Origin of the sequence: Polynucleobacter sp. 30F-ANTBAC (genome assembly GCF_018882385.1) — a bacterium.
GTDB lineage: Bacteria > Pseudomonadota > Gammaproteobacteria > Burkholderiales > Burkholderiaceae > Polynucleobacter.
Genome location: NZ_JACVON010000002.1, coordinates 413,975 through 436,053, shown reverse-complemented (window position 1 = coordinate 436,053; position 22,079 = coordinate 413,975). Strand labels below are relative to the sequence as shown.

Annotated in this window: 24 protein-coding genes; 4 read left to right on the top strand and 20 right to left on the bottom strand. The window is 41.1% G+C overall.

Annotation, left to right across the window (positions count from 1 at the left end; all coding sequences use genetic code 11):
• Nucleotides 1-105 precede the first annotated feature (105 nt).
• Nucleotides 106-1,065 carry a flavin reductase family protein gene (locus ICN28_RS07745; RefSeq protein WP_216287573.1) on the top strand — a complete coding sequence of 320 codons (960 nt, stop codon included), beginning with the start codon at nt 106-108 and terminating at the stop codon, nt 1,063-1,065.
• 4 nt (nt 1,066-1,069) lie between these two features.
• Nucleotides 1,070-1,831: an SDR family NAD(P)-dependent oxidoreductase gene (locus ICN28_RS07740; RefSeq protein ID WP_255536186.1), complete on the top strand. Its 762-nt coding sequence runs from the start codon at nt 1,070-1,072 to the stop codon at nt 1,829-1,831.
• Between the two features lie 12 nt (nt 1,832-1,843).
• Here the strand turns inward: ICN28_RS07740 and ICN28_RS07735 are convergent, their stop codons facing one another.
• From ICN28_RS07735 to ICN28_RS07710, 6 genes are read right to left on the bottom strand one after another with little or no spacing between them, the layout of a single operon-like run.
• Complete coding sequence (locus ICN28_RS07735; protein ID WP_216287571.1) at nt 1,844-2,995, bottom strand: MFS transporter; 1,152 nt, start codon at nt 2,993-2,995, stop codon at nt 1,844-1,846.
• A gap of 1 nt (nt 2,996) precedes the next feature.
• A complete protein-coding gene (locus tag ICN28_RS07730; protein ID WP_216287570.1) occupies nt 2,997-4,013 on the bottom strand; it encodes a tol-pal system YbgF family protein in 1,017 nt (338 codons plus the stop codon).
• A complete protein-coding gene (locus ICN28_RS07725; RefSeq protein ID WP_216287564.1) occupies nt 3,997-4,422 on the bottom strand; it encodes a biopolymer transporter ExbD in 426 nt (141 codons plus the stop codon). Before ICN28_RS07725 ends, ICN28_RS07730 begins: the two co-directional genes overlap by 17 nt.
• 13 nt (nt 4,423-4,435) lie before the next feature.
• Entirely contained in the window at nt 4,436-4,861 is a 426-nt protein-coding gene (locus ICN28_RS07720; RefSeq protein WP_216287562.1) for a biopolymer transporter ExbD, read from the bottom strand.
• A 15-nt stretch (nt 4,862-4,876) separates the two neighbouring features.
• Nucleotides 4,877-5,701, bottom strand: a complete 825-nt coding sequence (locus ICN28_RS07715) for a MotA/TolQ/ExbB proton channel family protein (protein WP_216287561.1) — start codon at nt 5,699-5,701, stop codon at nt 4,877-4,879.
• A gap of 27 nt (nt 5,702-5,728) precedes the next feature.
• Nucleotides 5,729-6,301 carry an energy transducer TonB gene (locus tag ICN28_RS07710; RefSeq protein WP_216287560.1) on the bottom strand — a complete coding sequence of 191 codons (573 nt, stop codon included), beginning with the start codon at nt 6,299-6,301 and terminating at the stop codon, nt 5,729-5,731.
• 373 nt (nt 6,302-6,674) lie between these two features.
• Between ICN28_RS07710 and senB the strand changes: the two genes are divergently transcribed.
• Nucleotides 6,675-7,646 carry a selenoneine biosynthesis selenosugar synthase SenB gene (gene senB / locus ICN28_RS07705; protein ID WP_216287559.1) on the top strand — a complete coding sequence of 324 codons (972 nt, stop codon included), beginning with the start codon at nt 6,675-6,677 and terminating at the stop codon, nt 7,644-7,646.
• A gap of 10 nt (nt 7,647-7,656) precedes the next feature.
• Here the strand turns inward: senB and selD are convergent, their stop codons facing one another.
• Both selD and ICN28_RS07695 read right to left on the bottom strand, forming a co-directional pair.
• The gene (selD, locus tag ICN28_RS07700; protein ID WP_216287558.1) at nt 7,657-8,697 is read right to left on the bottom strand and encodes a selenide, water dikinase SelD; all 1,041 of its coding nucleotides are present in this window, start codon (nt 8,695-8,697) and stop codon (nt 7,657-7,659) included.
• Between the two features lie 239 nt (nt 8,698-8,936).
• Nucleotides 8,937-9,281 carry a thioredoxin family protein gene (locus ICN28_RS07695; protein WP_216287556.1) on the bottom strand — a complete coding sequence of 115 codons (345 nt, stop codon included), beginning with the start codon at nt 9,279-9,281 and terminating at the stop codon, nt 8,937-8,939.
• A 27-nt stretch (nt 9,282-9,308) separates the two neighbouring features.
• Here ICN28_RS07695 and ICN28_RS07690 point away from each other — a divergent pair, with 27 nt between their 5' ends.
• The gene (locus ICN28_RS07690) at nt 9,309-9,674 is read left to right on the top strand and encodes a sirohydrochlorin chelatase (RefSeq protein ID WP_216287555.1); all 366 of its coding nucleotides are present in this window, start codon (nt 9,309-9,311) and stop codon (nt 9,672-9,674) included.
• Here the strand turns inward: ICN28_RS07690 and cobA are convergent.
• The 12 genes from cobA to ICN28_RS07630 form a co-directional block, all read right to left on the bottom strand.
• Nucleotides 9,600-10,358 (bottom strand): uroporphyrinogen-III C-methyltransferase, encoded by a 759-nt coding sequence (gene cobA, locus ICN28_RS07685; RefSeq protein WP_216287554.1) that lies wholly within the window; start codon nt 10,356-10,358, stop codon nt 9,600-9,602. The genes ICN28_RS07690 and cobA overlap by 75 nt on opposite strands.
• The gene (locus ICN28_RS07680; protein ID WP_216287553.1) at nt 10,359-11,696 is read right to left on the bottom strand and encodes a sulfate adenylyltransferase subunit 1; all 1,338 of its coding nucleotides are present in this window, start codon (nt 11,694-11,696) and stop codon (nt 10,359-10,361) included.
• Nucleotides 11,696-12,625: a sulfate adenylyltransferase subunit CysD gene (cysD, locus tag ICN28_RS07675; protein WP_216287552.1), complete on the bottom strand. Its 930-nt coding sequence runs from the start codon at nt 12,623-12,625 to the stop codon at nt 11,696-11,698. Before cysD ends, ICN28_RS07680 begins: the two co-directional genes overlap by 1 nt.
• 5 nt (nt 12,626-12,630) lie before the next feature.
• On the bottom strand, nt 12,631-13,359 hold the full coding sequence (locus ICN28_RS07670) for a phosphoadenylyl-sulfate reductase (protein WP_216287551.1): 729 nt from the start codon (nt 13,357-13,359) through the stop codon (nt 12,631-12,633).
• Nucleotides 13,349-13,888, bottom strand: a complete 540-nt coding sequence (locus ICN28_RS07665; protein ID WP_216287549.1) for a DUF934 domain-containing protein — start codon at nt 13,886-13,888, stop codon at nt 13,349-13,351. The genes ICN28_RS07670 and ICN28_RS07665 overlap by 11 nt, the downstream gene beginning before the upstream one ends.
• Nucleotides 13,881-15,593, bottom strand: a complete 1,713-nt coding sequence (locus tag ICN28_RS07660) for a nitrite/sulfite reductase (protein ID WP_216288191.1) — start codon at nt 15,591-15,593, stop codon at nt 13,881-13,883. The genes ICN28_RS07665 and ICN28_RS07660 overlap by 8 nt, the downstream gene beginning before the upstream one ends.
• 18 nt (nt 15,594-15,611) lie before the next feature.
• Nucleotides 15,612-16,388 carry a ferredoxin--NADP reductase gene (locus tag ICN28_RS07655; RefSeq protein ID WP_216287548.1) on the bottom strand — a complete coding sequence of 259 codons (777 nt, stop codon included), beginning with the start codon at nt 16,386-16,388 and terminating at the stop codon, nt 15,612-15,614.
• A 9-nt stretch (nt 16,389-16,397) separates the two neighbouring features.
• Entirely contained in the window at nt 16,398-17,366 is a 969-nt protein-coding gene (locus tag ICN28_RS07650) for a sulfite exporter TauE/SafE family protein (RefSeq protein WP_216287547.1), read from the bottom strand.
• 351 nt (nt 17,367-17,717) lie between these two features.
• Nucleotides 17,718-18,788, bottom strand: coding sequence for a Fic family protein (locus ICN28_RS07645; RefSeq protein WP_216287546.1), 1,071 nt, complete (start codon nt 18,786-18,788; stop codon nt 17,718-17,720).
• Between the two features lie 423 nt (nt 18,789-19,211).
• Entirely contained in the window at nt 19,212-20,078 is an 867-nt protein-coding gene (locus tag ICN28_RS07640; RefSeq protein WP_255536183.1) for a nucleotidyl transferase AbiEii/AbiGii toxin family protein, read from the bottom strand.
• Nucleotides 20,079-20,152: 74 nt separating this feature from the next.
• On the bottom strand, nt 20,153-20,797 hold the full coding sequence (locus tag ICN28_RS07635; protein WP_223146593.1) for a DUF6088 family protein: 645 nt from the start codon (nt 20,795-20,797) through the stop codon (nt 20,153-20,155).
• A gap of 356 nt (nt 20,798-21,153) precedes the next feature.
• Entirely contained in the window at nt 21,154-22,071 is a 918-nt protein-coding gene (locus tag ICN28_RS07630) for a GIY-YIG nuclease family protein (protein WP_216287543.1), read from the bottom strand.
• Nucleotides 22,072-22,079: the final 8 nt, after the last annotated feature.

The window sequence follows — 22,079 nt, the reverse complement described above, 5'->3', positions numbered from 1 at the left end:
ATTATGTTAAGTTGAATACCTGGTGTCATCGTCCAGGCAGACGATGACACCATAGTCTCAGGTACGGAAACTACCTAAAATCGCCTAATTACTGTAAGAATTCATATGAATGATAAAACTGTTCAAATTGACCCAAAAGCCCTTAGACAGGCATTAGGGGCTTTCACCACTGGGGTGACAATTATTACCACCAGATCCCCAACTGGAGAGCCTGTAGGCATTACCGCTAACAGCTTTAGTTCTGTGTCTCTAGACCCGCCGTTAGTCTTATGGAGTCTCGCACGCACTGCCCATAGTTTAGGCTCGTTTAGTCAATCAAGCCATTGGAACGTTCATGTCTTGTCTATGGAGCAAGAAGACCTATCCAATCGCTTTGCAAAGGCCGGAGAGAACAAGTTTGCTGGTCTTGAATTAGATACGGGCATTAGCGATTCGCCATTACTAACAAACTGCTCAGCACGTTTCCAATGTAAAAAAGCTTTTGAATATGATGGTGGAGACCACATCATTTTTGTTGGCGAGGTTTTAGGCTTTGATAAGAGTGATCGCCCCCCTATTGCTTATGCTTCAGGTAATTACGCAATCCCTACAAAGAAGACAAATACCAAATTAAGTAACAGCACAACTCAATACAGTTCACCCTACAGTGAAGACCTGTTAGGGTATCTACTAGGTAGGGCTCACTACCAAATGCTCGCTAGGATGAGAGTTGTTTATACAAAATACGGTATTGACGAGTCAGATTTCTTCATTATTTCCACACTGATGATTCGCTCACAGTTGAACCTGCAAGACCTGAATAAATATTTACATTACATTGGTGATGTCAATAAAGATAATCTAATGAAACTAAGCCAATTAGGCTTGGTTCAAAATATCAATGACCTGTTTTCCCTAACGTCTGAAGGTATTGTTGCTGGTAGAGAATTTGTTAAAGCTGCCAACCAGGTTGAAGCACACCTTTCTGAAAATATTGGCGAAACAGATACGCTTGCCATGAAATCATTATTAAAACGAGTCATCCTGGCTACTGACCCAGGATTACCCCCACTTTGGGATGAATAAGCAGATGAATCAGCTTGAGAATAAGGTTGCGCTAGTTACTGGGGCAGGCAAAGGAATTGGTAAGGCGATAGCCATAGAACTAGCCAAGGCAGGGGCCAACGTTGCCTGTCTTGCAAGAACGTTGCAGGATGTTGAAGAAACTGCTTTAGAGATCAGAAATTTAGGCCGTCAAAGTATTGCAATCAGTGCAGATGTCCTAGATGACGATGCAAGAATTGCAGCAGTCAATCAAGTTGTAGAGTCTTTGGGTGGTATAGATATCCTCATTAATAATGCAGGAGGCGGAGGACCTAACTCAATCAAAAAACTATCCGTTAAAGATTTTGATCATTACTTAAAATTTAATGTCACAACTGCCTATGCATTTATTAAACATAGCCTGCCATATCTTGAAAAATCAGAAGCAGGTTGCATCATTAATATATCGTCAGCTGCAGGAAGACTAATTCAACCTCACTTTTCAGCATACGGAACAGCTAAAGCAGCACTCGATCAATTAACTAGACAACTAGCTCAGGACTTTGGCGCTAAAGGCATACGAGTGAATGCTATTGCACCAGGCCCCATTAGGACAGATGCACTAGCTTCAGTCCTAACCCCAGAAATTGAAAAAGGTATGACCAAATTTATACCTTTACAAAAAATTGGAGAACCCGAAGATATTGCCAATGCTGCAGTGTTCTTAGCATCTCCTGCTGCCAAATGGATTACTGGCAAGATTTTAGATGTTGATGGAGGCATGGAAGTATCCTCCTGGGGCGGCTAAGCTCTCAGGGCTTTACTCGACTGAGAGCTTTCTTGATGAGTAATACATCATGGGAATACACGCTGTTATTGTTGCAAAAATCAGTAAATACATATAACCATAACTAGACACCAAGTGCCCAGCTATGGCTGGACCCAGAGTTCCAGCAAATGCAAAGGCTGCCGGAACCAAAATAATTGCTTTATTACTTCGATCAGATCTAGCAATAGCAGCAGTTTGATATACACAACTGACCGTCAAGAAGAATTCCCAAATCCATGCGCCAGCGGCATAGGTTACAAGACCGCCTGACATGCTCAATAAATACAAACCCAAAGCAAGCCCAAGGAAAGAAATGACATGAGGGATTTTCAGGCCAAATCTTGCACCAATTAAGCCAACGGACAATGCTGATACAGCTCCAAGAACTTTGACAACGGCTAAAACAAAAGATATCTGAGACTCTGAGATACCTTGAATAACGGCAAATTGACCCAGAAATGCCCAAATACCAATCTGCCCCACTGCAAAACCAATAAAAGTAAGCAGTCCCAACCACCCTGCTTGACTAATTCTAGTAATACCCAAATCCTGCTCACTTTGATGGGCAATTCTGGAAGCATCTGTCGGCAACTTTAAGACACTGAAACTCAAAACAATATAAACCAAGACCATCAAACCAATGGCCCCTGGATAACTATATTGATTGATAGCATAAGGCATCAAAAAGAAGACACCCGCGGCACAAATCAACTCTATTGCTTGCCGAGTGCCAAGAGCCTTTTCTTTATCATCCAATGCTGAAGCAACCCGCATCCCAAGACATGTCATGGTTGCAGCAAAAAAACCAATAATCGCCCAGGTAAGATAAATAAGATAAACATCATTACCAGTTAAATTGGCACTTAATACAAAGCTAGCAATTGATAGCCCAATACCAAGCAATGTTAGTTTTTTCCAATTCAACTTTTCTAACCAGAGAGGAGCACTTAAGGTAGCGAGGCAGTAGCCTCCCAAATAAGAAGATCCAAAGTAACCAAGTTGTTCAGGGCTAAATTTAAAATATATAAAAACTGAATTAATAATTTGCGGCAATACATTGAATGGTAAGCCACCAATTGCCGAAACCAAAGCCGCTCCAATAAGAGCTGATCGATAATCTATTTTTGAGTGAGTCTGGTTCATTCTATTTTGATTGACTGAGATAAATATTCCACAACTTAGCTAACTCAGAAGCTCCTGTAGGGCCACTAATAGATGAAAAAATGCTTCTTGCTTTTGGAATATCACCAGCCCAGTATGCCGCTAAACCATACTCCAACAAGGCTTCTGATGATTTCTTGTTAGGTTTTGATTTTGCTAACTCCATCAACTCTAGGCCTTTGGTCATTTCACCATGCAAAGCATAATTGAAGCCTACATTATGCAAAGCAAAACCATCCGTCATTTTCTTGGCACGCTCTTCTAATGCGGTGTTGAGTGATTTTTTATCCTCAACTGATTTCTTCTCCAAAGAATTTTTTAGTTGCTTATGACTAGCAGACTTTGGCCCAACGCCTAATTTTTGAGAGTCAAAGCCACTTTTAACAATCGCAAAGGCCTCTGCTGGGAAGCCAGCCTTATCAGACATCAAGGCCATCTCAATATAATCAGCCTCCTCCAATAAAGCGCCAACCTCACGCTGCAATCGAAATGCCTCTAATTGCATTGCCTCACTAAATTGATGTTTTTTACTAACTCTAAGAATTAAATCAGACCAATATTCCTTTCGAGGAAAAAACTGAACTAACTGCTGCAATGTCGTTGTGTACCCATCAAAATCTTTAAGTTTTACTTGTGAATCAGCTAATAAAAGCAGCTGGCTTTCCGCTTGAGGCTTGCCGGAGAAATGCTCAATGCTCTTTTTTTGATGAGATATTGCTTTCTCGTAATCTTTTGATTGGTAGGCAAAATACGCTGCCATATCATGAGCTTTACCTAATGACTCAGGCTTCATGCCACCGAGCTTGAATGCTGCCTCTATTGACTGCAACGCTTCAGGATATTTCTTTTGATCAGCATAACTTTGAACATCTTTTAAATGCTCTGCTAAATTCTTTTCTTGAGCAAATACCACTGAAGTATTTAATGCTAAAGATAAAAAAAATGCCCCAAAAAAGATTTGGGGCATTTTGTTAAATTCAAAATTAAAAATATTTTTCATTACCAACAATTCCAATTTTAGTTAAACCCTGACGTTGAGCAGCAGCCATCACGCCAGAAACACTTTCATAACTAGATTGACCATCTGGACGAAGATGAATTTCAGGCTGATTCGCTTCGCTAGCCATACTCTTGAACTTCATCTCCAAATCACTAGGTCCGTAAACCTTACCATCCAACTTGACTTCACCTGCTTTACTAACATCAATTTTGACAATAACAGGAGGCGCCTTAGGTGTTGGAGGAGTTCCAACTGGCATATTCATATTGACAGCATGAAATTGCATTGGAATTGTGATAATCAACATGATTAACAAAACTAAAAGCACATCGATTAGCGGTGTTGTATTGATATCAATCAATACTTCTGGTTCAGCTGATGAACCACCGGATCCAATATTCATTCCCATAATTTACCCTCTATCAACCTTTTGGAGGAGGTTCAATAATAAAACTTATTTTGGCAATGCCAGCTCTCTGGCAAGCAACGATCACCTTACCGATACTTTCATATTTTGTGAAACGATCTCCACGAATATGAACTTCTGGTTGCGGTGTAAGAACAGAAACTTGCTTTAACTTTTCAACAAGATCGGCTTTTTCTTTTAAATGAAGATCATTCCAAAAAACATCGCCCTTGCTATTAACTGCAATATTCACATCACCAAATTTAGACTCTCTGGCCACATTGGAGTCTTTTGGAAGTTGTACTCCATGGGTTTGAATTGCAACTGGAATCGTAATCAAAAAGATGATTAAGAGCACCAACATCACATCAACAAGGGGCGTTGTGTTGATGGTTGAAATTGCCTCATCTTCGTGACTAGCCTCATTTAAACTCATTCCCATGGCTAACTCCTCTAATTACTTACGACCAGCTTGACGCATAACAATCAAGTTAGCACCATTAGCAAACAACTTAATACTTTCTGCAACCAACTTATTACGACGAACAAGCCAGTTATAGATCAATACAGCAGGAACAGCCACTGCCAAACCAATCGCAGTCATAATCAATGCTTCACCAACTGGGCCAGCCACTTTATCAATGGATGCCTGACCAGAAACTCCGATTGCTGTTAGAGCATGGTAAATACCCCAAACAGTACCGAATAATCCAACGAAAGGTGCAGTAGATCCAACCGTTGCAAGAACTGTTAGGCCGTCTTGCATTCTATTTTGAACAACTTCAACAGCCTTCTGTGAAGCAAATCCTTGCCATGAGTAATTATCAAGCTCAGATCCAACTTTACCGTCTCGATCTTTAGCAGCACCGTCTATTATTTTTGCAATATAGGTATAGGCATTATCTTCAGGAAGATTGGAGATAACAGATCCTAGTTCCTTAGCTGCATCAACTGACTCTAATGCTTGCTCAGTGACCAATAAAACTTTTTTCTGTTCTTTAAATTTGGTGTAGAAAACATACCATGTCATTACAGACATGATGACCAAGATAAGCAATGTAACTTTTGAAACAACGTCACCTTGCTTGATCATTGCACCTAGACCATATGGGTTTTCTACTTCAATTTTTTGCGCTGGCATAGGAGGTGGCTGTGGTGTATCAGCAGACACAGCTTGCGTGGCTTGCGCACTAACATCTTGAACATAAGTTAAAGGTGAAACAACTGCCAACGCCAACATCATCGCTAGCAAGTTCCTTTGAAACCATTTAAAACTCAACATATCAACCCCTTATTACATTTAATAAAATTAATCTAAACGCCAAACGTAGTTCATGCTGCCCCAGGCTAGAACCGACTTACCATTAAGGGTTCCAGGTCTAAATGAACACAAACTAAGAGCTTTTCTCGCGGCCTCATCAAGTCGAGCATACCCGCTTGATTTTTGAATTGCACTCTCGACCACCTTGCCATCGATGCCAACCAAAAATCTTAATGTCACAACACCTTCTTCGCCTAGGCGTTTCGCTGCTGCCGGATACTCTGGCTTAGAACAGCTCCGAGCCGCATCAATGACAGGCGCAGTATTTGGGTTCACGGTAATAGCATTACCTGAAGAAGCAACGTTCACGTTCACTTCAGCTGCAATCATTGGAGGCGGTGGCGGTGGCGGCGGTAAATTCTTTGGAGGTGGAGGTTTATCCTTAGGGATCTCTTTCACCTCATCGATAATTTTAGTTTCCAATGGTTTTTGCATCATATCAATAGACTTTCTTGCCAAGCTAAAAGCCAGAAGAAATGCAAAAACAATGTGCAAAACAACAACAAGACCAAGACTCTTTTTGGTTCGGTGTGGCTTCCATTGTGCAGAAAGATTATTCATATGCTTAACTAAAAATTTCGTTGGATTGAATTTAGAATTCTTAAGAAAACATAACATCGTCTTTTAGGACTAGCTATTGTAATTTTTAGGTTAAAAACCAAAAAATCATATTTTTTAAAATTTAACCCTAAGGGTTTTCACTAATTCAATTGGTTGCTGAAATCAAAAATTGGAACTAAAAAAAGTTGCAATTGATAAAACCCAAGTCAATAGGCAATTTATTAACAATATCATGCATTTGTCTGGCTATAGCTTAGTTATCGGGGTTTAATACTTTTCTTTAGTTATAACCTTCAAAAATAACAATCCTATGCAGATAACCCCACTTGGAAAGTATTGTTAACATCTTTCATTCGTATTTCTTTAAAGAGTATTGATCATCCCACCCCCTATTGAAATCGTTACTCCTGCTCTAGCTGGAAGTTTGCATGGCAACCGTATCACCGCATTGCGCTGGCAAGGGCATTTAAGGCAGCTGGGTTATCAAGTTGCCATATCCAATGAATGGTCGGGCAGTTGTGCCGATTTGCTGATTGCTTTGCACGCATTTAGAAGCCATGCATCCATTATCAAATTTCACGAGTCATTCCCTGAGAAACCCATTGCCCTCATCATGACAGGCACTGATTTGTATCGAGACATGCCTTTACATTCTGAAGTGGTCCAGTCGATGGAAATAGCGGATGCGATTGTTATTTTGCAAGCAGCAGCATTGGAGATGATTCCTGCACACCTGCAGTCAAAAGTTCATGTTATTTACCAATCCACCAAGCCTATCAAACGCAAAGCTCTTTTGAAAAGAACCTTTTTAGTCACTGTGATTGGCCACCTAAGACCAGAAAAAGATCCGTTCTGTACCGCTCGAAGTCTTCAATATCTACCACCAGAGAGCGCGATCAACGTCTTGCACTTAGGCAAGGCCATGAGCGCTGATATGCGTCAGTTAGCAAAGTCCTATCACGCCCAGCTAGAAGGCTACCAGTGGCTTGATGAGCTGAGCCATAGCGAGACAATGCAACAACTCTCTCGCTGTCACCTGATGGTCATTTCAAGCCTTATGGAAGGTGGCGCTCATGTGGTGACAGAAGCTATCGCTATCGGGGTTCCTGTCATTGCCTCAGATATACCTGGTAATCGTGGGTTATTGGGAGATGACTACCCTGGCTACTATCCAGCAGGCGATGAACAAGCCTTAGCGGAGATGCTGCAAAAAGCTGAGAATGAACCTACTTTTTATCAATCTTTAGAAAACCACATCAAGAAAAGGGGGCAGTATGTACGGCCCCAACTTGAAAGAATCAGCATTCAATCGCTTATGGAGATGCTTTTAAAGAAGATCAATTGATTGACTTTCTTTAAGCTACTGAAAGTCCTGATCCTTCAGCAAAGCATCCGATCTTTTTAGCACTACCAAAATCACCTGCTTGCAAGATAGCCAGAACGTCTTGCTCCACTTCTGGAGCACAAGAAATTAATAAACCACCACTGGTTTGTGGATCTGTTAACAAATTCTGCTGCCATAAGCCTAAGCTATCGGCCAATTTAACTTCAGAGCCATATCCCGCCCAATTGCGTGTTGATGCTCCGGTAAAGATATTCTGCTGAACCAACTGAATAGCTTCCGCGACCACGGGGATAGCATCCCACTCGAGCTTTGCCTCTAATTTTGCACCTCGGGCTAGCTCCAAAAGGTGCCCCGCCAAACCAAAACCAGTTACATCGGTTAAAGCATGAACACCCTCTAACTGCGCCAATGCCATACCTGGCTTATTAAGCTTGGTCGTTAAAGCAATCATTTCGCGATAGCCAGCTTCTGACAGTTGCTCTTTTTTAAGTGCTGCCGAAAGAATACCCACGCCTAATGGTTTACTCAAAATAATGCTATCGCCTGCTTTGGCACCACTATTGCGTTTAAGTTTCTTGGGATCTACAACACCAATAGCGACCAATCCATAGATAGGCTCAACCGTATCAATCGAATGCCCACCAGCAATCATGATTCCCGCATCAGCACAAACTGATTCACCACCGGCAGTAATTTTTTGAATAACCTCTAATGGCAAAACATTGATTGGCATACCCAGCAGTGCCAACGCAAATAGAGGTTGCGCACCCATGGCATAAATATCAGAAATAGCATTAGTAGCAGCAATCCGACCAAACTCAAATGGATCATCCACGATTGGCATGAAGAAGTCTGTTGTTGCAACGATCGCTTGATGTTCGTTAATCTGGTAAACAGCGGCATCTTCATTGTTGTCCGAGCCTGCAAGCAAGGCAGAAGGAAGATTTCGAATTGGCGAAGCTTTTAGGATATCGCTTAAGACACCAGGTGCAATTTTGCAACCGCAACCACCACCATGAGAAAGAGACGTAAGACGACCGTTATAAGACATAAATGCTCAATGAAATAGAATGCGTTGAACCACGAAGAGGTTAAATTGGTAATACCAGTAGCTTACTTAATTTTGAAAAACTACCAACTCAGAGGTTGGCATTTATTTTTTAGTGCGCCCTCGCCGACGTGAACTCCGAATCGAAAACGATGAGAATAGTATACCGAACTTAATCTCCATAGATAGGGTCTTTACAAGCGCCAAGAAAACCCACAAATTGATTTAAAGGTTGCAAAGGGTCACTTAATTAACCGCTCTCTAACAAGCTCTCCAAGCTTACGATATTGGAGAATTGGTGGATGCTTAGATACAGCTGATATCAACGGAGGTAAGGCATCTTGCTTTGCATCGATACTTCCAAAAAAAAGAACACCACTATCATCTAGGATGACAATCGTTGGAAATGTCTCAACACTTAAATCATCTGCAATAGCTTCAAAATCATCCACATCTACCCAGATTGGTTTTGGCTCAAGATCACTTGAAATCATGTTTTTGTAATTACTGCAAACTCCACACCAAGATGCACAAACAATTAATACCTTCAGTGATTGATCGCTTGAGATATCTTTTAATGAATCCATAATTAACTTTTAAATTACAATCAAAAGATGACAAAAAATGCAATCATCCTTTTCAGCCACGGCGCCAGAGACCCAAGGTGGAAAGAACCCATCATCAATGTTCAAAAATTAATTCAAGCTCAAAATCCTGACCTGATCGTTGAACTCGCATTTTTAGAATTAATGACCCCCAGTCTTGAAGAATTAATTGCTGACTTCTCCTCAAAGAATATGACTGAGGTCACTTTAGTTCCAATTTTCTTTGGTCAAGGTGGACATATCAGAGAGGATTTACCTAAGCTCATTGACGCTTGTCGTCAGAAATACCCTCTTCTCAACTTAACCATAAAGCCGGCTGTCGGAGAAAACCTCGGAGTTCTGCAAGCGATTGCCAAATACTGCACCGACCAGTAACAAGGCCGGTGACTCTGAATTAAACCAATTATTGGCTTGACCTTGAGACATTTCATGAAGAGTCAAAGCCAAGGAGCGCTCCTTCTGAGTGCTGATTGATTCAATGATTTGTACAGGTGTTGATTTTGGTCGCCCTTGCTTTAGCAATTGCTCAGCTAACTGAACTGAATTAGAACGCCCCATATAAATCACTAACGTGTCAGCGTTCGGCAATAAGGCCTCTTGCTCATTTTCCGCTTTAACTTGGGTATAAAAAGCCACACTCCTTGAAACACCTCTTAAAGTCAGAGATTGTTTCAATGATGCTGAGGCTGCCAAAGCAGCCGTAATTCCAGGTACAACCTCCACTTCAACACCAATACCTTCTAATGCAGAGATTTCTTCATCAGCACGCCCAAAAATCATGGGGTCACCACCCTTGAGTCGAACAATGTGTTTGTACTTTCTACTTGCATCTATTAGCCGTTTATTGATGAACGATTGCGCCGCCGAGTGCTTGCCGCAACGTTTACCAACTGGCACCAAGATGGCTTGCTGGCAATACTGAAGCATCTCAGGATCCACCAAAGCATCATGAAACACAATGTCAGCTGTCTGAAGCAACCTCATGCCACGCACAGTGATTAAATCAGCAGCGCCAGGTCCTGCTCCGACGAGATAAACTTTTCCTAATGATTGACTCATTTACAGCGCCTCCCGAATCATGCCAGCAGCCACAGTATGATTGGTTGCCTCATCAATCAAAACGAAGGATCCAGTAGCTAAGGACTCATCAAATAAATCAGCAGCAATCGGTTTTTGCAAGGCAAGCTCTACTTGACCAATCATATTGACACCCAGTAGATCTACTTCAACAGCTTGAGACAACGTTTCAATATCTAAAATCTGAATAATGTTTTTTACTTTTGCAAAGACCGTATTGGTCGTGTGCCTTAATATGTACTTTCTTGATGTAGATAAGGCATCTTGATCTAACCAACAAATATCAGCAATCAGTTGCTTGGTCAGAAGATCTGAAGCCTTGTCTTGCGCAACAACCATGTCACCACGCGACACATCCACATCTTCGACAAAGGTCATAGCAATAACATCCCCTGCTTTTGCTATATCAACGCTTTGGTTTTGGCTAAAGCTGTCAACGCCATTGGAAATATAAATCTCTGCGACAGTGGCTGATGAGCCTGCCGGAAGAATCGTTACGGATTCTCCTTGGCGAATCTCACCGGATTCAACCCGCCCCAAATAACCCCTGAAGTCCTCTGCGGCACTTCCATCTTGACGGGCAACATATTGAACGGGAAACCTCAATTGTGAGCCTGATTTCTCAGATGTAACATCAAGCCCCTCCAACCACTCAAGCAAAGTTGGCCCCTCATACCAGTTAAAGTTTTTTGAGGGGCTGACAATGTTGTCCCCAAGCAAGGCAGAAACAGGGAAAACTTTCGGAGTTGGCAACTTTAAGGTCTTTGCCAAATTTAGAATTTCATTCTGAATTTTTTTGAATACTTCTTTATCAAAATTCAACAAGTCAATTTTGTTCACAGCAACGGCTATATGCTTCAACCCCAACATTTTGACAATAGCAGCATGACGCTTAGTTTGCGCCAACAAACTGATACTAGCTGTGCTTGTATCTAAACGCGTAGCATCCACTAGCAAAATCGCTACATCGGCTTGCGAAGCCCCTGTGACCATATTGCGAGTGTATTGCTCATGACCAGGGGCATCAGCAACAATGAACTTCCTTTTAACTGTTGAGAAATAACGGTATGCAACATCAATGGTGATGCCCTGCTCACGCTCAGCCTCAAGACCATCAGTTAATAGAGCTAAATCGATCGCGGCATCAGACGCCGTCACTCGAGAATGCTTGGTTTTAGAGAGTGCCTGAATCTGATCAGTCAAAACAGCTTTGGTGTCATAAAGTAGACGCCCAATCAAAGTACTCTTACCATCATCCACGCTGCCACAAGTGATAAATCGAACTACCCCATGCGTATTTTTGTTGTGAAGTTGTTCCATCAGAAGTACCCCTCTTTCTTGCGACGCTCCATAGATGCTTCACTGGTTTGATCATCCATGCGTGTAGCACCACGTTCAGTAATTTCTGAAAGCACTGTTTCAGCAATAATTTTTTCAGGTGAATTGGCCTCACTGATCACTGGGCATGTACAACTGATGTCACCCACAGTACGGAATCGAACACTGAGGATTTCACTGGTTTCATCAGCTTGCTTCGGCGTTAGCGGAGTTACAGGAACCAATAAGCCATGCTTCTTAACGACCTCTCGCTGGTGCGCATAGTAAATACTTGGTAATGCTAATTTTTCTCGGGCGATGTACTGCCAAACATCAAGTTCTGTCCAATTAGAAATTGGGAAAACTCGCATGTTTTCACCTTTGGCAATACGTGCGTTATAAAGACTCCAAAGTTCAGGTCTTTGCGCCTTTGGATCCCACTGACCAAACTCATCTCTGAATGAAAAGACTCTCTCTTTGGCTCTGGCTTTTTCTTCATCACGTCTAGCACCACCCATCAAAGCATCAAACTCATGCTTTTCGATTGCCTCTAGGAGCGTCACGGCCTGAGCAGCATTGCGAGAATCCGTACTTTTTCTTAATTTAACGCTGCCTTTTTGAATAGACTCCTCAACATACTCAACAATAAGATCAGAGCTCGTTTGTTGAACAATTTCATCTCTAAATTGAATGACTTCTGAGTAGTTATGGCCTGTATCAATATGCAACAAAGGAAACGGCAAACGAATTGGACGCGCCCCAAAGCGAAAAGCTTTTCTGGCCAAATGAAACATCACAATTGAATCTTTTCCGCCAGAAAACAACATGGCAGGTCGGCTGGCTTGTGAAATCAGCTCACGAATAATGTAAATTGACTCAGCTTCAAGCCAATCTAAATGTTCATTATTTAATTTTGTTTGTTCTTGTGTCATGATTTTTATTTCAGATGCAATCCGCACTCTTTACTTTCTTTGTTTAACCACCACCAACGCCCTGCTCTCAAATCTTCATCGGAACGAATAGCCCTCGTACAGGGTTCACACCCAATGCTTGGATAACCTTGTTGATGCAATGGATGCAATGGGACCTTTTGCCAAGCCAAATAACCCCATAATTCATCATCAGTCCAATCAAAAATGGGATTGAATTTTGGAATACCTCTAACTTCATCCAACTCCTGAAATGCCAATTCATTCCTGGTCACCGATTGAGAGCGTCTTAATCCTGTGATCCAAGCATCGGCGCCATTCAAGCTCAACTCAAGTGGCTTCACTTTTCTGACATAACAACACTTCTTCTTGGCTTCTTCACTTTCATAAAAGCCATTCAAACCATGCTGAGCTATGAATTCTTCAACATCTTGAGCTTGAGGCTCTACCGCATTAATTGACAGACCATAGTGACTTTCAACGGTCTTTTTCATCTCAACGGTCTCAGCGTGAAGACGACCTGTAAAGAGAGTAAAAATATGGATCGACTTGGCGCTTTTTGCAATTCCATCAGTCACAGCCATGTCCTCAGCTGCCAAACTGGTTGCAAAGCGAATATCACTATATTGACTGCTGATGTTTATCAGACGCTCTTCCAATTTTTTTTGCAAGCTTGAAAGATGGTTTTCAGGCAACTCTATTTTTGGAATCTGCCACAAAGAAGCATTAGCTGACATGATTTTTTCCACCTAATTGATCACGGCTTGCGCGCCAGTCGTTTTGAAGTCGATGATGAATGATTTCAAATTGCTCCAAGGCCACCGCTTCATCCTGATCCGCTCTTAGTAAGAAGCTATCAAAACCAACTTTTGCCATTTGTAATAGTTGATCGATTAATACATCACCAATAGCCCGTAATTCACCTTGCCAACCCAGTCTCTCTCTGAGTATGGCTGCATGACTGAAACCTCGACCATCTCTAAAGATGGGGAAATCAACAGCAATGATGGACCAAAATTTCATTCCAGCCAGAATAACGTCTCGATGAACTGCCAAATCAGCATCACTGGCGATCCAGACACCTAATTCACCAGCCAAATACTTGGCCTGAATCTCTGCAGACCATGAGTGATCAAGCCAATACTGAAATGGCACCAAATGGGGACCCGCACCCAACGGTTCTTGAGTATCTACAGGAAGAATTCGCCATTGGTTTTCTACAACTTGGGCAACCCCACCCTTTTGATAACGTATGAGCTTAGCCATGCGCATCCTCTCCAATCTTGTTATTTTTGTCTTTTTTCTCTTTATTGGCGTAGACCCTAGTTTTAAATGGCTCCACTCCCACACGGCGATAGGTCTGTATAAAAGATTCTTCTGGTTCACGTAATTCAATGTAGACCTGAATCAAGTCACTTATGACATCAGGCATATCACTGGCAAAGAATGAGGGGCCAATCACTTTGCCGATGGCCGCTTGCAGTCCTTGCTCACCACCCAAAGTAACTTGATACCATTCCTGACCATCTTTATCGACACCCAAAATGCCAATATTGCCAACGTGGTGATGACCGCAAGAATTAATGCATCCTGAGATATTGAGTGTGATATCACCAATATCGAATAGATAATCTAAGTCATCAAATCTCTTTTGAATGTCATTGGCAATTGGAATTGATTTGGCATTTGCTAATGAACAGAAATCTCCACCAGGGCAGGCAATGATGTCCGTCAGTAAGCCAATATTAGGCAAAGCCAAGCCTAAAGATTTAGCTTCTTTCCACAACTCATATAAACGCGTTTCCTCAACATCTGCCAAGACCAAGTTTTGCTCGTGGGTTGAGCGTATCAAACCAAAACTGTATTGATCTGCCAAATTTGAAATTTTGATCATCTGAGATGAATCAATATCACCTGGCGCAACAGTTCCATGTGGTTTTAAAGACAACAAAACACTGGCATAGCCTGCGATTTGATGTTTTTTAACGTTTCTTTCAAGCCATCGAGTGAACGATGTTCTCTCTGATTCAGGTGCTTGTAAAACAATCTCCCCCTCATTTAAAGATGGGAGAGTTTTGTAAGACGGCTTAACAAAATACTGAGCGACTTGACTCCACTCTTCTTGGGTGAAAGCTTGATGGCCACCCTGCCAAAATTGATACTCTTCATTAACTTGACGAGTGAATTCCTCAACCCCAAGAGCTTTTAAGAGGATCTTAATTCTAGCTTTGTATAAATTATCACGACGTCCATGCAAGTTATAAACACGCAAGACTGCAGAGATATAGTTTGGTAAATCTTGCCAAGGCAATCCATGATGAATGATAGTTCCAATAATAGGAGTACGACCCATCCCGCCGCCGACCAGAACATCGGCGACCAGCTTTCCTTCCTCATTATTTCTCAAGAAGAGACCTAAATCGTGAGCAGCAACAATGGCTCGATCTTCTTTAGAAGAACTGACTGCAATCTTGAATTTTCTTGGGAGAAAAGCAAACTCTGGATGAAGCGTTGACCATTGACGCAATAACTCACAAATTGGGCGAGGATCAACAATTTCATCAGCAGCCACACCAGCAAATGGATCACTGGTGATATTACGAACACAGTTACCCGAGGTTTGGATGGCATGCATCTGCACAGTGGCCAAATCCGCAAGAATGGCTGGGGTATCTTCTAACTTAAGCCAGTTGAATTGGATATTTTGACGGGTTGTGAAATGACCGTAGCCACGATCATATTTGTCAGCAATTTGAGCAAACATGCGCATTTGTTGACTGTTGAATAGGCCATACGGGATCGCAATTCGCAACATGTAGGCATGACGCTGCAAGTAGAGTCCATTTTGAAGACGCAAAGGACGAAACTCTTCTTCGGGAAGAGTGCCTTGCAAGCGTCTTTCAACTTGCCCTCTAAACTGCTTGACGCGATCATCAACAATGCTTTGATCAATGGGGTTGTATTGGTACATATCTATTTTTCCAATCAATCAAGATTCAACAAATGCACGTTCGTATACATAATCACCCAAACGACCCAAGCTTGGTGAGACCTTGAAGCCTTTGGCATCGAGCATTTCTGAGATCTCCTTGAGCATTGATGGGCTGCCGCAAATCATGCCGCGATCGTTCGCTGGATCTAATGGTGGTAAACCAATATCCTTGAACAACTGACCATTTTCAATCGCAGTAGTCAAACGACCCGTGTGCTTGAATGCTTCTCTCGTCACTGTTGGGTAGTAGATCAATTTTTCACGCACCATCTCACCCAAGAACTCATCATTTGGTAATTCATTTTTGATGTAATCTTCATAAGCCAACTCGCTGACCAACCGCACCCCATGAATCAACACTACTTTTTCAAAGCGTTCATAAGTATCAGGATCACGGATGATGCTCATGAATGGCGCTAGACCTGTGCCTGTACTAAATAAGTAAAGATTCTTACCTGGGTTCAAATCATCAATCACCAAAGTACCCACAGACTTTTCGCTGACTAAAATTGGGTCACCTACTTTGATATTTTGTAAACGTGAAGTTAATGGCCCGTTTTCAACTTTGATGCTCAAAAACTCAAGATCCTCCTCGTAATTGGCACTTGCCACACTGTAGGCTCGCACTAAGGGCTTGCCCTCAACTTCCAAGCCAATCATTAAAAAATGGCCGTTGCGAAAGCGCAGACTTTTATTTCTGGTAGTAGTAAAACTAAATAGTGTGTCATTCCAATGCTTAACGCTGGTAACTGTTTCTTTAGAATATTTGGCCATTGCTTTAACTCACACTAAAGTTTTATACAAATTGAAAGCACTTAAGCTTGAGATCAAAAGACCTACTGAAACCAATAGAGCCTTGACTGATAATTTACTGGTCAAATAAGCGGCGAAAGGTGCGGCAAATAATCCACCAAAGATCAAACCAGCAACAAGTACCCAATGATCAATTCCACCCAGCAATAAAAAGCTTGTACCCGTTGCAAGAGCAACAAAGAATTCCGCTGTATTAACAGTACCAATGGTTTTTCTTGGATTATTGCCCTGACCAATCAGTGAGGATGTCACAACTGGGCCCCATCCACCACCACCGACAGCATCAAGAAAGCCTCCGCTCACAGCTAACTTTCTAACGTGCTGCAAATCTTCAGTAGGTTTCTCTTTAACCACTTTGAACGCTTTTCTCAAAATGATTACACCCATGATTAATAAATATGCAGTAACAAAAGGTTTTAGTAGTTTTCCATTAATTGAAGTTAAAAAAATGACTCCAGCCACGCCACCCAAAACCCCAGGTATCACAATTTTTTTAAATAATTCTTTATCAACGTTTCCAAACTTAATATGCGAAACACCGGATATGGCTGTTGTAAAAATTTCCGCCACATGAACTGCACCCGATGCTGCTGCTGGTGATGCACCAATTCCTAAAAGAAAAGAATTTGAAGTTACTCCATAAGCCATCCCGAGTGCACCATCAACAATTTGTGCTGCCAAACCCACACCTACTGCAAGCCAAAAATATTCTGATGTCAACAAAGCTGCTAATGAAGTAGCTAGAGAATGTCTAACATGATGATCAGCTTGACTAAACCAGTAGCCCGCCAAAGACATTGCTATTAAGAACCCCACTAAAAGCATGCGTCTATCTGGTAAAACCAGAGTCGATGTCTTCTCTACGGGGGGCAAACCAATTGATAAATGTTCTTGATTCTCTGGAGTATCAGAGATGTTGGTATGTCTATTTGTACGCATGGCGCCACCTACTTAATGAATTAGGTGGAACTATAGCCATAACTATATATTACATAAAATAATATTTAATTACTATATCATTACTTTAGGTAATATAAACGGGGGTTTTGTGTATGTTTATCTCATTACTCAAACGCATACATCTATTTCCATTGGTTTCGCAGTTGGTTATAGAGCAGGCTTTATTACACACCGCCACACAGAAAAGAAAAATGACTTAGCGTTCTCACGCTAAGTCATTGATTTGTTGGTGGGCCCTCGCGGACTTGAACCGCGGACCAAATGATTCACACAACAATGCTTACTAAATCAGTTCAATTTAGACCCTCATTCACTCAAAATTCTGGGATTTTAAGTCAAGAGAATTTGATTGAGGGCAATATTTATATAGTAATTAATACGACCAACTTTTCTCTTTTCTAAAAATCCACCCTCCGCTAACACATCTAGATATTTTGTAGCTGTTAATCTCGAAACATTCAAATCACGCATAACAAACTCAATCTTTGTATATGGATGAGTAAATAGATTATTAATTAAGTCCTGACTATAAAACTTATACCGCTCTCTAATACGATGCTTATAGTCATACAAAGCCGCTTTTATGTTATTGATTTTTTTGATAGTCTGCTTTGATGTATCTCTGACAGCTTCTAGCATATAAAGAACCCATTCTTCCCAAGCATCATCATCTCGTACAGCCTGCAAGAGCCGATAATATTCGGACTTATTGCGCACTATATAGTTACTCAAATATAGAACCGGTATATTAAGTAGCTGCTCTTTTACTAGATAGAGTACGTTAATAATTCTTCCTGTACGACCATTACCGTCATAAAAAGGATGAATACTTTCAAATTGGTGATGAATCAAAGCCATTTTGATTAATGGATCAACTTGATAGAGATTTGAATCGTTGATAAAACGCTCAAGCTGGTTCATTAATTGAATAATTTCATTTGGATCTTGAGGGGGCTCATAAACAGTATGACCCTGAGAGTTTTTCAAACTTGTTCCAGGTAACTTTCTATAACCAGCGTTATTTTTCTCAAGTTCTGCCTGAATTAAAACAATATGATTACTAGTCAATAAATCTGTTTCAGATATCTGCTTAAAACCAATCCGAAGCGCTTGTCGATAACGTAAAACCTCTTTAGCCGCTGAGCCATCGACTGACTCTGGTAAAAGATCATCTCTAAAAAGCTCATCGTGAGTAGTTACGATGTTTTCAATTTCAGAACTATCTTTCGCCTCTTGTAGACCAAGTGTATTAATTAAAATCCCCTGATTAGGAATGGATGCTGCCACACCCTTAAGCTCAGCCAGCCAGCGACTACTCTCAGCCAATTTTTTTAAAATTGCTGGCGCATCAAATCTTGAGGTATCTAAGGTCTCAAGCGGCAGTATTTTAGGTGTATGCATATTCCTTCAATATATATAGAAAATTTATATTTTTATACATGTTAACATCAGTATGTATAAAAAAGAGCAATTTTTATGAAATGATGGCTATTTGTTGTCTATAAATATGGCAATCAAAAAAGAAAAATGACCTAGCGTTTTCACGCTAAGTCATTGATTTGTTGGTGGGCCCTCGCGGACTTGAACCGCGGACCAAAGGATTATGAGAACAGACAACCAAAGAAAACCACTAGATTTTCATGAGGTTACAGTGTCTCATTATCAGTGAGCAAGCTCTTGTGTGAATAATTAAGCGAGATATGAAAAATCGCTAACTCACTCTTTGGTTTTTAAAACTAATGAATATTAGGAGCAACCACTCAACACTTGGTTGTTCCCACGTCAAATCACCTTACGATTACTTATTCCCAAAAGGTTAATTACTTACAAAACCTTTAGGTGCTCCTCAATTCGCTTTAACAGTTCAGTAAAGCTTGGTTGGCCTTTGTAATATAGGCTAGCTACTTTTTGATACTCAGACTCAAGTAGCTTTCGGTCGTCAGCGTTGTTTAAAAGAAAAGCTGGATTCTGAGCAATGATCAAATTATCCGACTTAGGGAATCTCTCTTGCTTCCTGGTGTGATATCGATCAGTTTTAACAAAATCTAAAGTAGGCCGGTAATCTAGCAGGCAATACACATCGTAGTAATGTCTTAAAAAATTCTTAGGAAACCCCTTGCCGTCCTTGTACTGACGATACTTTGTAGAAATGGTTTGCAGCTTTTCTACAAAAGTATATTCAGGCAAATAACACAAAACATTTTTTGCTCTATTGTCATCAATATCTTTAACATACCGAATTGCATAGTCATATGCCCATGATGAAATATCCACAGCTTTGTTGGGCGCCGTATCGTCAAATCCCAACTCCAATAACACGCCATCCTTTAATCCACTCAACGATGGTGTTGCAGATAGGTAAGTTAAACGAACTCCACCACTGCGCATTTTTTCTTTATCATCAAATGCATGATCTCGTACAACATCTCGTATGCCAGAAATCTTCAAGTTGCTTGCAACCCAATCATAATAGTCAGATCGTGATTTTATGTGCGCTTCTTTATCTTGATTTTTACCAGTCTTAACATCTATACCTATTGGTGGATCGATGCGAATATCAATATCTTCCGAAAAGCGATGGATGAGTCCAAACCCTTTGGATAACGAGGTTCCACCTTTTAATTCAAATGTGAATCCTTGCTGCTGCAATCCCCATAAGCAATGCATGATCCAATAGTCTTTTTCAACCAAGGTGGGATCAATACTCATCGCGTCTGATACAGCCGCAATCAGATCTTTAAAATCTTTATGGTCATGCAACAGCATTATGTGCACGCTCTTTGGGGATGGCGCAACCAAGATGAAACCCGCTTCTTAGTCCTTCCCGCACCATAAGCGCTAACCATTTTTTGCAATTTAACAGTTTCAAACTTTGCTAACTGCTGCTCCGCCTTAGTCAATACATCGCTTTTATTCTCAGCAAGCGAATCCAGGTTATTTAATAGATCTACTAGTAAGAACTCTTTATCTACTTTTTTTGGGAAGCGTGGCTTTACCCGAAACTCAAAACTTCTATTGCCCAATTGAAAAACGCCATGACGCTTATGGTTATAAACAACCGTCTTGTTATAGAGCTGGGTTGTTCCTAGGCCCAAAGAGTTATAACTATTAGGCGAGAGTAATAAAAAGTTCTCATCTTTTAAAAAAGCCTCTACTAGATCATCATCTTTTGGAGGCACTCTACCAAATGCTGAGGATTTGGGGGCGTAATACAGTCCTTGGGCAAGCTTTTCTAAATCACCTGCATCCACTAATTGCTTTAAATGACGGTCAACTGCATTAGATTCGTCTAAAAGCTCTTCTCTTCTATAGACATGCCCCTTCTTCAAATACGAGCGCAGCCTTCCCAAGGCACCATCTTCAGGCTTAGGGCGGACATTTGAAAACGATTTGACTAAGATATTTTGCATGATTTTTTATTGAAATTTCATGCACATATTAGCATGCCCAGCAAATTGGAGCAACCGAATGCCTAGCCGTAGCTTACAGTACAGTACTGTACTTATGTACAGCACTGTAAGTAGCGATATTGCCATACCTGGCTATGCTCGCGCTGATAGAGGGTTAGATTGCGGTGTATTAATTGATGTGTAGTTTCTTTCTTAGTTGACATACACATAATTTAGCTTCAGAGATAAGCTAGAGCAACCAAACTGGCAAGAAAACCAGTGTCAATTTAGCCAAAATAAATTAAAGCTATTGTATTTTCGGAATGAAGCTAGGCTTAATAGAGTAAAGATTTACACTTGGAAAACCATCAAAGCTATTAAGCTCGCCCTCTAGCTTTTCTAATTAAATCCCCAAGGCTAGTTCCATCAATTGAAACCCATCGATCGGCATTCGAAGTCCTACCTCTTACAACAGCACATGCAGCAGATCCAGAGGAAAAGTATTGATCATCTGTAAAAAATGCCTTTCCATCTTCTACTTTAATAATTCCTGACTCAACCAATTGTCGTCTTTGACCAGCATATGCAGGGCTTTGAAGCTCAAATGATGCCTGAACTGGTTCCATCGCTTGACTACCTTTTTTAACTATTACTCCGCTATCAACTATTTCCAGCGTTGAGTCTAAATTACGCCAATTCATCTTAAATTGCATACCCTTCGGCAAAGATGAATAAAGACCTGCTCTCTTGCCTTCAGATCCATCTGCAATGTCTATCTGGTCATCTTCTTGAGCAACAGCATCTTCTTCTTCCCTTAATTCAAGCTGGTGAAAACCTAATAATGGAAGAATCAAGAGAATATCGTTCAAGAAGTTTTCAGCAAATGCATGCTCTGATTCAGATAATGCTGGAGCAATAGGCATATTTCCATTCTCTAGTGCAGCTTTACCTGCTTCCTTAGCTATCTGGACCAAACGAGACTCAAGATGCTGAACATGAGCTTTATTTAAGCGACCCGCTTCAGAATTAAAGAAGATAGCTTTTCTCCAGAAATCCTTTTGGCGTACATGAGATTCAAGGCGTGGGCCAACAGGATCACCCTCACCAATATAAATCTTTCCACCGCCGATTAGTATGTAAACGCCGGGCTGCTGAAATTCTTTTCGGCCCTTAACTTCGCCAATAAGTCCACGCGGAAATATCGTGGCTTTACCAAGCCAATTATTCATTGAGGCTACTAAGACACCATCAGGATCACCAGAGGGTACAAAAACTTCCAACGTAAATGGTCTCATAGCTACCT